Raw genomic sequence first — 14,442 nt, 5'->3', positions numbered from 1 at the left:
TACGATCCGGCATATCAGGACCGAGGGGAGAGCAGCCGTTGCTGCCCATCACTATGTTCACGGGCCTCGTCTCCGCTCCGTCCCGCGGGATGAGCGGTCTGCGGCTGCGCCTCGCGGACATCGCCGACGTCCTGCGCGACACCGGCGACCGGCGCACCAGCCGGAGGGTGTGGGCGCGGGCCGGCCGGGCCCATGTGGAGGTCCACGGGCTCACCGGCCACGGGGAGGGCCATGAGCGGCTGGCCCGGGCGGTGGAGGAGGCGCTGCGGCGAGTGGCGGGCGTCAACTGGGCCGGGGTGAACGCGGCACTGGGCCAGGTACTGGTCGACTTCGACGAGGACCAGCTCGGCCCCGAGGACGTGCTGAAGGTGGTCGAGCGCGTCGAAGCGGCCCAGGGGACGGACGCGGACTCCTTCCCGGCGGGCCGTCCGCAGCCGCCGTTCGCCTCCGCGCCGGCGACGCTGGCCGCGGCCGCGCTCGCCGCCGACTGCCTGGGCCTGGTGGCGGCCACGATCCGGCGGGTGTCGATGGTGCCCGCACTCTCCCCCGCGCTGCGCATCCCCACGGTGATGGCGGAGATCCAGCCGCGGGTCCGCGGTCTGCTGGAGTCCCGGCTCGGCCGTGTCCAGGCCGACGCCCTGATCGGCGTGTCGAACGCCGTGGTGCACGCCCTGACCAGGGGCGAGGCCCCGCTCGCCCTGGACGCGCTGCAGCGCATGCTGCAACTCGCCGAGATCCGCGGCCGACAGGTCGTATGGCAGGGCCGGGAGCCCGAGTTGGTGACGGACGGCGACGGGCTCCCCGAGCGCTCGCACCCGCCCGTCCCCCGGCCCGCTCCCCTGCCTCACGGGCCGGTGGAGACCTGTATCGACCGCACCTCCCTGGCCTCGCTGTCCAGTGCGGGCGGGCTGCTGGCGTGGACCCGCGACCCCGAGCAGGCCGCGAAGGCGCTGCTGGCCACCGTGCCGAAGGCGGCCGCCATGGGGCGGGAGGCGTTCGCCGCCCGGCTGGGCGATGTGCTGGCACGCGACGGCGTGGTGCCCATGGACGGCACCGCGCTGCGGCTGCTGGACCGCGTGTCGGCGGTGCTGATCGACTCGCGGGTGCTGTGCGCCGGCCGTCCGCGGCTGATGTCGGTCGCCACCGTCGGCGATCTGGGGGAGGCCGAGGCGTGGAGCGCCGCGCAGTCCGTCCTGGACCGCCGCACGCTGCGGGAGCTGTCCGACGAGGGGCCCTGGACGCGCGGCCCCTGGCGGCTGGAGCGGCCCCACGACATCCCCGCGGCGATCCCGGCGAGCCCCTTGGCGCTGACCGCGGACCTGCACGCCGAGGACGGTCGGCGGCAGGCCCGGATCCGGATCGGCTGCGAACTCGACCCGCTGGCCGATGCCGTGGTGGCGGCGGCCCGCACCGGCGCGCAGCGCCTGGTGCTCACCGGACACGCCAGCACGGACGAGATCGCTCCATGGGCCGACGAACTGCTCCCCCTCGGCACCTCGCTCCCCGACACGGTGCGCCGGCTGCAGATCGAGGGCCACGGCGTGTTGCTGATCAGCGGCGAGGATGACGAGGCGCTCGGCGCGGCCGATCTCGGCGTCGCCGTCACGGCGCGCGGCGAGAGCCGGGTGTGCTGGTCGGCCGATCTGATCTGCGGCCCCGGCCTGCTCCATGCGTGGCGGGTGCTGCGGGCGCTGGAGGACGCGCGCTCGGTCAGCCGGCGCTCGGCCCGGCTGTCGATGGGCGGATCCGCGCTCGGCGCGCTCATCGCCGCGGCGGGAACCCGGCCCGCGGTGGCCGGGCTCGCCACCTCTCCGGTGTACAGCGCGGCGTTCCTGGCCGTGCTCGGCGGGATCGGCGCGGCGCGCCGGGTGGAGCGCCGCCCCCCGCCCCCGCCCCGCGTCCGCGGCAACTGGCACGCCCTGGGGGCGCGGGAGACCCTGAGCGTGCTGTGCGCGTTCCGGGAGAACGGGACGGAGCTGCCCGACGGCTCGGGCGCGTCACGCGGTGCGGGTGCCGGGGAGCCGGGCGCGCCGGGGTCCTCCGGGGCCCTGTGGTCCGCCGGGGTGCGCCCGGTGCGCAAGGCCGCCGGGACGGTCGTAGGGGCCGGGGCGCCCGGTGTCATGGGGTCCGCCTCCGCCCGCTTCGCGGCGCTGCACCGGAACACCGCCTCGCTGGTGAACGCGGTGCGCGAGGAGCTGCACGATCCGCTCACCCCGGTGCTGGCGCTCGGCGCCGCGGCCTCGGCGGCGGTGGGATCCGGTGTGGACTCCTTCCTCGTCGTCAGCGTGATGGCGGGCAACGCGGTGATCAGCGGCGCGCAGCGGCTGCGCGCCGAGCGCTCGCTGCGTGGCCTGCTGCTGGGCGAGCGGATGAACGGACGGCTGGTCGACTGGGCGCCCGCGATGTCCCTGGCGGACGGGGTGGCGGCGGACCGCGAGGTGTTCTTCGCGGGGCTGACCGCCGCCCCGGTGCGCACGGTGGCCGCCGAGGAGCTCCGGGTCGGGGACGTCATCGCGCTGCGGCCCTCGGATGTCGTACCGGCCGACGCCCGGCTGCTGGTGAGCGACCGGCTGGAGCTGGACGAGGCCGGGATGACCGGCGAGTCCGGGCCGGTTGCCAAGGACCCGGCCGCCACTCCGGGGGCCGACCTGGCGGACCGGTCCTGCATGGTCTACGAGGGCTGCACGGTGCTCGCCGGAACCGGTTACGCCGTGGTCGTGGCCGCCGGGGCGCAGACCGAGGCGGGGCGCGCCGCCGAACTGGCCGGACGCGCCACCGCGCCCATCGGGATCGAGGGCCGGCTGGCCGCGCTCACCAAGGTCGCGCTGCCCGCCACCGGCCTCGGCGGCGCCGCCGTCACCCTGCTGGGGCTGATGCGCGGGGTGCCGGTGCGCGAGGCGCTGTCCACCGGCGTGGCCATCGCGGTGGCCGCCGTGCCCGAGGGGCTGCCGCTGGTGGCCACGGTGGCGCAGTCCGCCGCGGCGCGCCGGCTCTCGCACCGCGGAGTGCTGACGCGCTCGCCGCGGGTGCTGGAGGCCCTGGGCCGGGTCGACGTCGTGTGCTTCGACAAGACCGGCACCCTGACCGAGGGCCGGCTGGCCGTGGCCCGGGTCGCCGGGTACGACCACGAGCTGCCGACCGGCAGTGCGCTGGGCATGCGGCTGCTGCGTACGGCGGCCCGGGCCTGCCCCGAGCGCGAGGGCGGGCGGGCGCTGGCCCACGCCACCGACCAGGCCGTCATCGACGCGGCGGCCGCGCACTGCGACGGGGACGGCGCCTGGTCTCCGGTCTCCGAGCTGCCCTTCGAGGCCAGCCGGGGATTCTCGGCGTCGCTGGGCACGGAGTCCGGGCGCCCGCATCTGGCGGTCAAGGGGGCACCGGAGATCGTGCTCGCCCGGTGTGCGTACGCCCTGAGTCCGGGGGCGGCGGGCGACACCGTGCCGCTGACCGCCGAGCGGCGGCATGCCACCGAGCGCCTGCTGTACTCGCTGGCCTCCGACGGGCTGCGGGTGCTTGCGGTGGCCGAGACCCGGCCCGCCACGTCCGACACGCCGTCGGCGGAGGTGGCCGGGATCGCCACGGAGCTCACGCTGCTGGGCTTCATCGCCATCGCGGACACCACGCGGCCGGGTGCCGCCGAGACCGTCAAGCGACTGACGGACGCCGGAGTACGCGTCGCCATGGTCACCGGCGACCATCCGACCACGGCGGTCGCCATCGCCCGGGAGCTGGGCATCCCGGACGCCGAGCCGGTGCTCACCGGGACGGAGCTGGACACCCTGCCCGAAGGCGAACGGGTCAAGCGGATCGCCCGTACCACCGTCTTCGCCCGGGTCTCCCCCGAGCACAAGGTCCGTATCGTCCAGGCGCTGCGGCAGGCCGGGCAGGTGGTGGCCATGACCGGGGACGGGGTGAACGACGCGGCCGCCATCCGCCTCGCGGACATCGGCATCGGGCTGTCCGCCCACGGCTCGGCCTCGGCCCGCGCCGCGGCGGACATGGTGCTCACCGACCCGGACCCGACCCGGATCCTCGACGCGCTGCAGGAGGGCAGGGCGCTGTGGCGCAGTGTGCGCGACGCGGTGGCGATCCTGGTCGGCGGGAACGCGGGTGAGGTCGCCTTCACCGTCCTGGGCGCGGCGGTGGCCGGGCGGGCGCCGCTGGGCACCCGTCAGCTGCTTCTGGTGAATCTGCTCACCGACATGCTGCCCGCCCTGGCGGTCGCCCTCGCCCGGTCCCGGGAGCAGAAGTCCGGTGAGGACCCGCTGGTCGGTGGCCCGGCGTCCGCGCTGTTCGGCTCCGATCTGGGCCGCATTCTCGTGGTGCGCGGCAGTGCCACCGCGCTGGGCGCCGCCGCGGCCTGGCAGTGCGGGCGGATGACGGGCCGGGCCCGGCGGGCGAGCACCATGGGGCTCGCGGCGCTGGTCGGCACTCAGCTTGGCCAGACGTTCATGACCGACTGGCACAGCCCCCTGGTGCTGGTCACCAGCGTCGCCTCGGCGGCCACGCTGTTCGCCATCGTGGAAACCCCGGTGGTCAGCCACTTCTTCGGCTGTACGCCCCTGGGCCCGATGGCCTGGTCGGTCGTCGGCACGTGCTCGGCCGCCGCCACTTTGGGGGCGGCCGTCGCGCCGCGGCTGCTCTTCCCCCGGCGGGCGCCGCTCGCGGTCTGAACGCACCACCCCGGAAACGGGACATCTCGGGCGCTTCTTAACCTGAGCTTTCCATCCATTCACCCCACGCTCACCCGGTGTGCGCCACCCGCTTTCCGGCGCGGGTCAGGCTACGGATTGGAAGCGGATGCCTCGCTTCCGCTCGTGTTCCGTCCAGTGAGGTACTCATGGCCCACATTCTGACGACCGTCCTGGTCAAGCTGGCCCAGATTGCGCTGGAGGCGTTTGTCGCCCAGTTCGTGAAGACGCTTCTGACCTCGACCTTCCGGCCGGCCGCCGCTCCGGCCGCCGCCTGATACGCCGCCTGATACGGCCGGCACCCGCCGGCCGTTCGGGGTGACGTCCCCAGGGACGGCGCCCCGTCATCGTCACCGAGGCCCGGAAGCGCCGCGACGCTCCCGGGCCTTCCGCAGGGCGGCGGCGCTGCGCGGCACTGCTCAGCGCGGCGCGCTCAGTGGCCGTACGACGCCGCCCGGTGCACCGGACCGTGGGCGGTCGGGCAGTGCTCCTCGTCCTCCCGTCCCCGCGCGGCGGGGACGTCCAGATGGTCGACCTGAAGCGTGGTGTGGGTGATCCCGTACTCGCCGCGCAGCACCGTCTCCAGGTCCTCCCGGACCGCATGGCAGTCGCCGCCCGCCGCGACCAGGACATGGGCGGAGAGCGAGACCTCACCCGAGGTGATCTGCCAGACATGCAGATCGTGCACCTCGGCCACCTGTCCGTGGGCGACGAGTCGGCCGCCCACCTCATCGGGCTCGACGCCGGTCGGGGCGGCCTCCAGCAGCACCCGGCCGGAGGCCCGCAGCAGCTCCACACCCGCCTTGATCATGAGGACGACCACCAGCAGACCGGCGATCGCGTCGGCGCGGGCGAAGCCCGTCGTCACCACCACCAGTCCGGCGACGGCGGTGGCGATGAAGGCGTAGAGATCGTTGAGCACATGCTGGAAGGCGCCCTCGACATTGAGCGAGGAGCGGTTCGCCTTCGACATGCACCACGCCGCCGCGAGATTCACCACCACACCGGCCAGCGCGGTGACCAGCACCAGACCGCCGGTCACCTCGGGCGGATCGATCAGCCGCCCCACGCTCTCATAGCCGAGATAGGCGCCGAGCAGCAGCAGAGAAAGGCCATTGGCCTGGGCGGAAAGGATTTCCGACCGCTTGAGCCCATAGGTGTATCCGCCGCGTGCGGGGCGCGCCGAGAGCCGGATCGCGATGAGCGCGAGCACGATCGAGGCGGCGTCGGTGAGCATATGGGCCGCGTCGGACAGCAGCGCCACGGAGCGGGCGATGACCCCGACGACGACCTCGACCGCCATGAAGCCGCTGATCAGCGCGAGGGCGAGGGACAGCCACCGGCGGTCCGCGTTCTCCGCCACGCCGTGGGCGTGGCCACCGTGCCCGGCTCCGCCGTGCCCCTCGTCGGGTCCGTGCGCATGAGCTCCCACCGGCTCCTCCTCGGATCGTGTTCGGGACAGCGCAATTGAAACAGCCCCGAGGGGAATTCACCAAAGGCTGCAATGGACACGGTTATCAATAAACTTCCGCACTGGCGACGAAGAGGCTTTATGAATGCGGCAATGCTTTTCATTACGGAGTGCGAAAAGGGTGCGCGGCCCGGTCGCCCGGGCCCGCCACCAGGGAGTCGCTGACATGTGCGAGACCACGCCGATGCGGGTGAGACCGGCGCGCGGAAGGTGACCCGGCGGGGCACGGCGCGTTGTCCGACTATGACGACGACGATGCGACGCCGTTCTCTCTCGCAGCCGAGCAGAGCGCTGGACCGGAGCACCGAAGGCGACGGAACGGTTAATCAGACCGTTCACACATCCACATCCGTACCGATCTACGCGGATCTGGTCGAGCGCTGGGCGTCCGCGGGGCGCGCGGTGCCCGGGCGCTACGACCGCGAGTGGACCGAACTGGTCAACTGTCCCCCCTGGCCGGACCGGATCCGGGCGGCGGCCCGCCCGGCGGCACGACCGTCCGCCGACTGAACCACCGCCCGTTCACCGGCCGGCTCATCGCGCGGGGCGCGGATATGCCTACTCATCCCCGCGGACGCGGACGCGCCTATTCGTCGTCCCCGCCCTCCAGGCCGCCCTCCGTCTCCAGATACAGCTCCCGCACCCGCTCCAGCACCTCCGGGTCGGGCTCGTCCCACAGCCCGCGGCTCTCGGCCTCCAGCAGCCGCTCGGCCATGCCGTGCAGCGCCCAGGGGTTGGCCTGCTCCAGGAAGGCGCGGTTCTCCGGGTCGAGCAGATAGGTCTGGGCGAGCTTGTCGTACATCCAGTCGGCGACCACGCCCGTGGTCGCGTCGTAGCCGAAGAGGTAGTCGACCGTCGCGGCGAGCTCGAAGGCGCCCTTGTAGCCGTGGCGGCGCATCGCCTCGATCCAGCGCGGGTTGACCACCCGGGCGCGGAAGACCCGTGAGGTCTCCTCGTGGAGGGTGCGGGTGCGGACCGTCTCGGGGCGAGTGGAGTCGCCGATGTACGCGGCGGGCGCGGTGCCCTTCAGGGCGCGCACGGTGGCCACCATGCCGCCGTGGTACTGGAAGTAGTCGTCGGAGTCGGCGATGTCGTGTTCGCGGGTGTCGGTGTTCTTGGCCGCGACCGCGATCCGGCGGTAGGCGCTCTCCATCTCGGCCCGCGCCGGCCGCCCCTCCAGACCGCGGCCGTAGGCGTAGCCGCCCCAGACCGTGTAGACCTCGGCGAGGTCGGCGTCGGTGCGCCAGTCGCGGCTGTCGATGAGCTGGAGCAGCCCGGCGCCGTAGGTACCGGGGCGGGAGCCGAAGATCCGGGTGGTGGCGCGGCGCTCGTCACCGTGGGCGGCGAGGTCGGCGCGGGTGTGCGCCCGTATGTAGTTGTCCTCGTCGCTCTCCTCCAGGGAGGCGGCGAGCCGTACGGCGTCGTCCAGCAGCCCGACGACATGGGGGAAGGCGTCCCGGAAGAATCCGCTGATGCGCAGGGTGACATCGACGCGCGGGCGGCCCAGCTGGTCGAGCGGCACGGGTTCCAGGCCCGTCACCCGGCGCGAGGCGTCGTCCCACACCGGACGGACGCCCAGCAGCGCCAGTGCCTCGGCCACATCGTCGCCGGAGGTGCGCATCGCGCTCGTGCCCCACAGCGAGAGGCCGACGGACTTCGGCCACTGGCCGTCGTTGTCGGCGCGGTAGCGCTCCAGCAGCGAATCGGCGAGGGCCTGGCCGGTCTCCCAGGCCAGCCTGCTGGGCACGGCCTTGGGGTCGACGGAGTAGAAGTTACGGCCGGTCGGCAGGACGTTGACCAGGCCGCGCAGCGGCGAGCCGGACGGCCCCGCGGGGACGAACCCGCCGGCGAGGGCGTGGACGGCGTGGTCGATCTCGTCCGTCGTGGCGGCCAGCCGGGGGACGACCTCGCGGGCGGCGAAGTCGAGAATCGCGGAGACGCCGGGGCGCTGCTCCTCGGGCAGGGTGAGGACGGCCTTCTCGACGGCCTCCGGGGCCCATTCGGCGTCCTCCATCGCCTGGACCAGCGCGCGGGCCCGCTCCTCGGCCTCGTCGGCGCCGGTGCGGGTGGCGGCCGACTCGTCGAGGCCGAGCGCCTCGCGCAGGCCGGGGAGTGCGGACGTACCGCCCCAGATCTGGCGGGCGCGGAGGATGGCCAGCACCAGGTTGACGCGCGCGGGCCCGGCCGGGGCGGTGCCCAGGACATGCAGTCCGTCGCGTATCTGGGCGTCCTTGACCTCGCACAGCCAGCCGTCGACATGCAGCAGGAAGTCGTCGAAGCCGTCGTCGTCCGGCCGGTCGTCCAGGCCCAGGTCGTGGTCGAGGCGGGCGGCCTGGATGAGGGTCCAGATCTGGGCGCGGATGGCGGGGAGCTTGGCCGGGTCCATCGCGGAGATGGCGGCGTACTCGTCGAGCAGCTGCTCCAGCCGCGCGATGTCGCCGTAGGAGTCGGCGCGGGCCATCGGCGGGACGAGGTGGTCGACGAGGGTGGCGTGGACGCGGCGCTTGGCCTGGGTGCCCTCGCCCGGGTCGTTGACCAGGAAGGGGTAGATGAGCGGCAGATCGCCGAGCGCGGCGTCGGGGCCGCAGGCGGCGGACAGTCCGGCGTTCTTGCCCGGCAGCCACTCCAGGTTGCCGTGTTTGCCCAGGTGGACCATGGCGTCGGCGCCGAAGCCGCCGTCGGCGCGGGGCGTGGCCATCCAGCGGTAGGCGGCCAGGTAGTGGTGCGAGGGCGGCAGATCGGGGTCGTGGTAGATGGCGATGGGGTTCTCGCCGAAGCCGCGCGGGGGCTGGATGACCACCAGGAGGTTGCCGCGGCGCAGCGCGGCCAGCACGATCTCGCCCTCCGGGTCGCGGCTGGTGTCGACGAACATCTGGCCGGGCGGCGGGCCCCAGTGCTCCTCGACCGCGTCCCGCAGCGCCTGCGGAAGCGTGGCGTACCAGCGGCGGTAGTCGGCGGCCGGGACACGGACGGGGTTGCGGGCGAGCTGCTCCTCGGTGAGCCACTCCTGGTCGTGGCCGCCGGCCTCGATGAGGGCGCGGATCAGGTCGTCGCCGTCGCCGGAGACCAGGCCCGGGAGCGCGTCCGGCCCGTCCTCGGGGCCGAGGTCGTAGCCATCGGCGCGCAGCCGGCGCAGCAGGGCGACGGCGCTCGCGGGGGTGTCGAGGCCGACGGCGTTGCCGATCCGGGAGTGCTTGGTGGGGTAGGCGGAGAGGACGAGCGCCAGGCGCTTGTCGGCGGCGGGGATATGGCGGAGCCGGGCGTGCCGTACCGCGATTCCGGCGACACGCGCGGCGCGCTCGGCATCGGCGGCATAGACCGGCAGGCCGTCCTCGTCGACCTCCTTGAACGAGAACGGCACGGTGATGAGCCGCCCGTCGAACTCGGGAACGGCGACCTGGGTCGCGGCGTCCAGCGGGGAGAGCCCCTCGTCGTTCTCCTCCCACGCGGCGCGCGACGAGGTCAGGCACAGCGCCTGCAGCACGGGCACGTCGAGCGCGGTGAGCGCGCCCGCGTCCCACGCCTCGTCGTCGCCGCCCGCGGACGCCTCGGCGGGGCGGGTGCCACCGGCCGCGAGGACGGTGGTGACGATGGCGTCGGCCGCGCCGAGGGCCTCGATCAACTCGGGTTCGGGGGCCCGCAGCGAGGCGACGAACAGCGGCAGCGGGCGGCCACCGGCGTCCTCCACGGCCCGGCACAGGGCCTCCACGAAGGGGGTGTTGCCGCTCATGTGGTGGGCGCGGTAGTAGAGCACCGCGATGGTCGGGCCGGTGACGTCGCCGGGGCCGGCCGCGCGGTCGGTGCGCTCCAGCGGACCCCAGGTGGGCGCGGGCGCGGGCGGTTCGAAGCCATGGCCGGTGAGCAGCACGGTGTCGGAGAGGAACCGGGCGAGCTGGTCGAGGTTGGCGGGCCCGCCGTGGGCGAGGTAGGCGTGGGCCTCGGCGGCGATGCCGACCGGGACCGTGGACGCCTCCATGAGCTGGGCGTCGGGCGCCTGTTCACCGGTGAGGACGACGACGGGCAGGTCGCCCGCGAGCAGCGTGTCGAGCCCTTCCTGCCAGGCGCGGATGCCGCCGAGGAGCCGTACGACGACGAGTTCGGCGCCGTCGAGGAGGCCGGGGAGGTCGCCCGGAGCGAGGCGGGCCGGGTTGGCGAGGCGGTACGGCACCGGGCCCGCGGCGGCACGGGCGCTGAGCAGGTCGGTGTCGGACGTCGACAGCAGCAGAATCATGCGGCGGCATGCCTTCCTCGGGGTCCGCGCCCCGGGCGGGTTGAAGACGGCGGCAGTTCCTGGCTCGCGCGGCCGCTGCCGTTCGGCAGCCGCCGCGCTCACAGTGGCGGGACCGCGCCGGATTTCCACCGGCTTCCTACCGTGAGTGCCGTCTTGTGCGTTCGGCGGGCCGGGACCGACCCACCGCTGAGCATAGTAAGCGTTGCTGACCTGCCACGGGATGGTGAGTTCCGGCCTGGCCGGGGCGGCGGGCCGGACCGGATCGTCGGTATGCTCGCCGCCATGCCCCTCCCCCCGACAACCACCCCATCCGGGGATGAAAGCCCCGTGCGCGGGCGCGATGACGCCTGTCCGGGCGCGCTGCGGCTGCACCCGGCGGACGACGGTTCACTCGCCCGGATGCGGGTGCCGGGCGGGCTGCTGACGGGCCGTCAGGCGGTGGCGCTGGGGCGGGTGGCGGAGGAGCTGGGCGACGGGCGGCTGGACATCACCTCACGGGGCAACCTGCAGGTGCGCGGCCTGGACGCGGGGTGCGGCGCGGAACTGGCGGCCCGGCTGCGGGCGGCCGGACTGCTGCCCTCGGACCGCCATGACCGGGTGCGCAACATCGTGGCGTCGCCGCTGTCCGGCCTGGACGGCGGGGGGCATGCGGATGTGGTGGCGTGGGTGCGGGAACTGGACGCCGCACTGTGCGACGGCACACCGGCTGGGGGCGGTGAATTGTCGGGCTTGTCGGGCAGGTTCCTGTTCGCGCTGGACGATGGGCGTGGCGATGTGGCCGCCTTGGGCGCGGATGTGACATTGATCGCAACGCCGGACGGTGGAGCGGTACTCCGGGTCGGCGGTCCGCTGCCGGGTCCGGATGTGCCGTCGCCGCCGACGGCGGGGACACGCCCGGACGCGGCAGGGCGGCGGGGGTCTCGTACGGCCGGGTCGGCGGCGGGGAGCGGCCTCCGGGTGCGGAGCGAGGACGCGCCGCGAGCGGCGGCGCTGGCCGCGGTGGAGTTCCTGGCCAAGGCCCGTGAGAGCGGCACCCGGGCGTGGCGGATACGCGAACTCCCGGCGCGACACGCCGTGACGACCGAGGGATTGGTCGCGCGACTCGCCGACGCGGGCGTCGAGGCCGTACCCGTGGAGCGTGAACCAGCGCCCCGCGCCCGCGCCACACCCCCCGTCCCCGGACCGGTCCCCGGCCCGAACGGGCGTCACGCACTGTCCATCGCCCTCCCCCTGGGCCGGGTGAGCGCCGCGCAGTGGCGGCTGCTCGCCGGGCTCGCCTCCCGGAGCGGGGCCGATGAGCTGCGTATGACACCCTGGCGCGGCGTGGTGCTCCCCGGGTTCGCCCCGGACGACACACGCGGTGCCTTGGCCGAACTGTCCGACGCGGGACTGGTGACCACGCCGGATTCGGCGTGGCTCGGGGTCGGCGCGTGCACGGGACGGCCGGGCTGTGCCAAGTCCCTGGCGGATGTGCGGGCCGACACGGCACGCATGGTCGCGGACCCGGCGCGGGGGGTTGCGGGCACGGCGCCGGGGACCTCGGGCACGGCTCGGGGGGCCGCGGACCCGGCGGGAGTGGTCGCGGACCCGGCGGGAGTGGTCGCGGACCCGGAGGCAGTGGTCGCGGGCGGTTCGATGCCGTGGCCGGTGAGCGGCACGGCGTACGGCGGCGGCCCGGCCGGGCCCGATCCGCTGCCGGTGTATGTCTCCGGCTGTGAACGGCGCTGCGGTCACCCCGGGGGCCGCTGGGTGGACGCGCTGGCGACCGGCGACACGGACTACCGCGTCACCGTACGCGGCGCGAGGGGGGACACGCCGGAGGCGGACAGCACGGACAGCGTGGATGTGACAGCAGAGCAGTTGGCCGACGCCGTCGCGGCGGCCCGTGGAACGACATGATCGAGGACACCGTGTTCGACTACGAGAAGGACGGGGCGGCCATCTACCGCGCGTCCTTTGCCACCATCCGCGCCGAGGCCGACCTCGGCGGGCTCCCCGCCGACGTCAGCCAGGTGGCGGTGCGGATGATCCACGCCTGCGGCATGGTCGACCTGGTCAAGGACGTCGCGTACACCCCCGAGGTGGTCTCCCGCGCCCGCGCCGCGCTGCGGTCCGGCGCGCCGGTGCTCTGTGACGCGCGCATGGTCGCCAGCGGGGTCACCCGCAAGCGGCTGCCCGCCGACAACGAGGTCATCTGCACCCTCGCGGACCCCGCCGTACCGGAGTTGGCGCGGCGCATGGGCACCACACGCAGCGCCGCCGCGCTGGAGCTGTGGCGGGACCGGCTCGAAGGGGCGGTGGTGGTGGTCGGCAACGCCCCCACGGCGCTGTTCCGGCTGCTGGAGATGATCGAAGAAGGAGGGGCGGGCGCGCCGCGCCCGGCCGCCGTGATCGGTGTGCCGGTGGGCTTCATCGGCGCCGCCGAGTCCAAGGAGGCGCTGGCCGGGCATCCGGCGGCGCTCGACCACCTGGTGGTGCACGGCCGGCGGGGCGGCAGTGCCATCGCCGCGGCCGCGATCAACGCGATAGCGAGCGAGGAAGAGTGAGCGAGCAGCAGACGGGCCGGCTCTACGGTGTGGGGCTCGGCCCCGGCGACCCCTCCCTGATGACCGTACGCGCCGTGGAGGTCATCGCCGAGGCCGAGGTCGTCGCCTACCACAGCGCCCGGCACGGGCGCAGCATCGCCCGCTCCATAGCCGAGCGGCATCTGCGGCCCGACCACATCGAGGAGCGGCTGGTCTACCCGGTCACCACGGAGACCACCGACCATCCGGGCGGCTATCGCGGCGCGATGGACGAGTTCTACGCGGACGCCGCCGCCAGGCTCGCCGCGCATCTGGACGCGGGACGCACGGTCGCGGTGCTCGCGGAGGGCGATCCGCTCTTCTACGGCTCGTACATGCACATGCACAAGCGGCTCGCCGACCGCTATCCCACCGAGGTCGTCCCCGGTGTCACCTCGGTCAGCGCCGCGGCCGCCCGGCTCGGCGCGCCGCTGGTGGAGGGCGAGGAGGTGCTGACGGTCCTCCCCGGCACCCTGCCGGAGGAGGAGTTGACGGCCCGGCTGGCGACGACGGACGCGGCGGCCGTGATGAAGCTCGGCCGGACGTTCCCGACGGTGCGGCGCGCGCTGGAGCGGTCGGGGCGGCTCGCGGACGCGCGCTATGTGGAGCGCGCCACGATGGACGCGGAGCGGACCGCCCCGCTGGCCGAGGTCGACCCGGAGTCGGTGCCGTACTTCTCGATGGCGGTGCTGCCCAGCCGGGTGGACGCGCCGCGCGACGAGTCCGGCGCGGGCGAGGTCGTGGTCGTCGGCCTGGGCCCGGCCGGTCCGCTGTGGCTCACCCCCGAGGCGCGCGGCGAACTGGCCGCCGTCGATGACCTCGTCGGCTACAGCACCTATCTGGACCGGGTGCCCGTACGGCCGGGCCAGCGGCGCCACGCCTCCGACAACAAGGTCGAGTCCGTACGCGCCGAGTTCGCCCTCGACCTCGCCCGGCGCGGTCGGCGTGTCGCCGTGGTCTCCTCCGGCGACCCCGGCGTGTTCGCCATGGCCACCGCCGTCCTCGAGGCCGCCTCCGAGGACCCCTACCGCGAGGTCCCGGTGCGGATCGTCCCCGGTATGACGGCGGCCCACGCCGCCGCCGCCCGGGCCGGTGCCCCGCTCGGCCACGACTACGCGGTGATCTCCCTCTCCGACCGGCTCAAGCCCTGGGAGGTCATCGCCGAGCGGCTGCGCGCCGCCGCCACGGCCGACCTGGTGCTCGCCCTCTACAACCCCGGCTCCCGCAGCCGCGTCTGGCAGGTGGGCAAGGCCCGCGAACTCCTGCTGGAGCACCGCGCCCCCGACACGCCCGTGGTGCTGGGCCGCGACATCGGCGGCCCCGGAGAACGGGTGCGGATCGTCCGCCTGGCCGACCTCGACCCGGCCGATGTCGACATGCGCACGATCCTCCTGGTGGGCTCCTCCCAGACCCGCACGGTCCACCGCGGCGACGGCACCGACGTCGTCTGGACGCCACGCCGGTACCCGGAAGGCTAGCCGCCGG

8 protein-coding genes and 1 riboswitch are annotated in these 14,442 nt (G+C 74.5%); of the genes, 6 read left to right on the top strand and 2 right to left on the bottom strand.

The window, feature by feature from the left end; translation table 11 throughout:
- Nucleotides 1-38: 38 nt before the first annotated feature.
- A complete protein-coding gene (locus CGL27_RS42540) occupies nucleotides 39-4,673 on the top strand; it encodes a cation-translocating P-type ATPase (RefSeq protein ID WP_162953196.1) in 4,635 nt (1,544 codons plus the stop codon).
- Nucleotides 4,674-4,840: 167 nt separating this feature from the next.
- Nucleotides 4,841-4,969: a hypothetical protein gene (locus CGL27_RS53315; protein ID WP_014056945.1), complete on the top strand. Its 129-nt coding sequence runs from the start codon at nucleotides 4,841-4,843 to the stop codon at nucleotides 4,967-4,969.
- A 155-nt stretch (nucleotides 4,970-5,124) separates the two neighbouring features.
- Here the strand turns inward: CGL27_RS53315 and CGL27_RS42535 are convergent, their stop codons facing one another.
- Entirely contained in the window at nucleotides 5,125-6,123 is a 999-nt protein-coding gene (locus CGL27_RS42535) for a cation diffusion facilitator family transporter (RefSeq protein ID WP_119992857.1), read from the bottom strand.
- 294 nt (nucleotides 6,124-6,417) lie between these two features.
- On the opposite strand from CGL27_RS42535, the gene CGL27_RS42530 reads away from it, so the two are divergent.
- The gene (locus CGL27_RS42530) at nucleotides 6,418-6,672 is read left to right on the top strand and encodes a hypothetical protein (protein WP_119994824.1); all 255 of its coding nucleotides are present in this window, start codon (nucleotides 6,418-6,420) and stop codon (nucleotides 6,670-6,672) included.
- 76 nt (nucleotides 6,673-6,748) lie between these two features.
- Here the strand turns inward: CGL27_RS42530 and cobN are convergent, their stop codons facing one another.
- A complete protein-coding gene (gene cobN, locus CGL27_RS42525) occupies nucleotides 6,749-10,393 on the bottom strand; it encodes a cobaltochelatase subunit CobN (RefSeq protein WP_119992855.1) in 3,645 nt (1,214 codons plus the stop codon).
- 54 nt (nucleotides 10,394-10,447) lie between these two features.
- Nucleotides 10,448-10,531: riboswitch (cobalamin riboswitch) on the bottom strand.
- A gap of 132 nt (nucleotides 10,532-10,663) precedes the next feature.
- Between cobN and CGL27_RS42520 the strand changes: the two genes are divergently transcribed.
- Genes CGL27_RS42520 through CGL27_RS42510 form a run of 3 tightly spaced genes read left to right on the top strand, consistent with a single transcriptional unit; the run spans nucleotide 10,664 to nucleotide 14,435 of the window.
- A complete protein-coding gene (locus CGL27_RS42520; RefSeq protein WP_119992854.1) occupies nucleotides 10,664-12,292 on the top strand; it encodes a nitrite reductase in 1,629 nt (542 codons plus the stop codon).
- Complete coding sequence (locus tag CGL27_RS42515) at nucleotides 12,289-12,939, top strand: precorrin-8X methylmutase (RefSeq protein WP_119992853.1); 651 nt, start codon at nucleotides 12,289-12,291, stop codon at nucleotides 12,937-12,939. The genes CGL27_RS42520 and CGL27_RS42515 overlap by 4 nt, the downstream gene beginning before the upstream one ends.
- On the top strand, nucleotides 12,936-14,435 hold the full coding sequence (locus CGL27_RS42510) for a precorrin-2 C(20)-methyltransferase (RefSeq protein WP_119992852.1): 1,500 nt from the start codon (nucleotides 12,936-12,938) through the stop codon (nucleotides 14,433-14,435). Before CGL27_RS42515 ends, CGL27_RS42510 begins: the two co-directional genes overlap by 4 nt.
- Nucleotides 14,436-14,442: the final 7 nt, after the last annotated feature.

The organism is Streptomyces sp. 11-1-2 (genome assembly GCF_003595545.1).
In the GTDB taxonomy this organism is placed as follows: Bacteria; Actinomycetota; Actinomycetes; order Streptomycetales; family Streptomycetaceae; genus Streptomyces; species Streptomyces hygroscopicus_B.
This window is presented reverse-complemented; position numbering and strand designations above follow the sequence as displayed.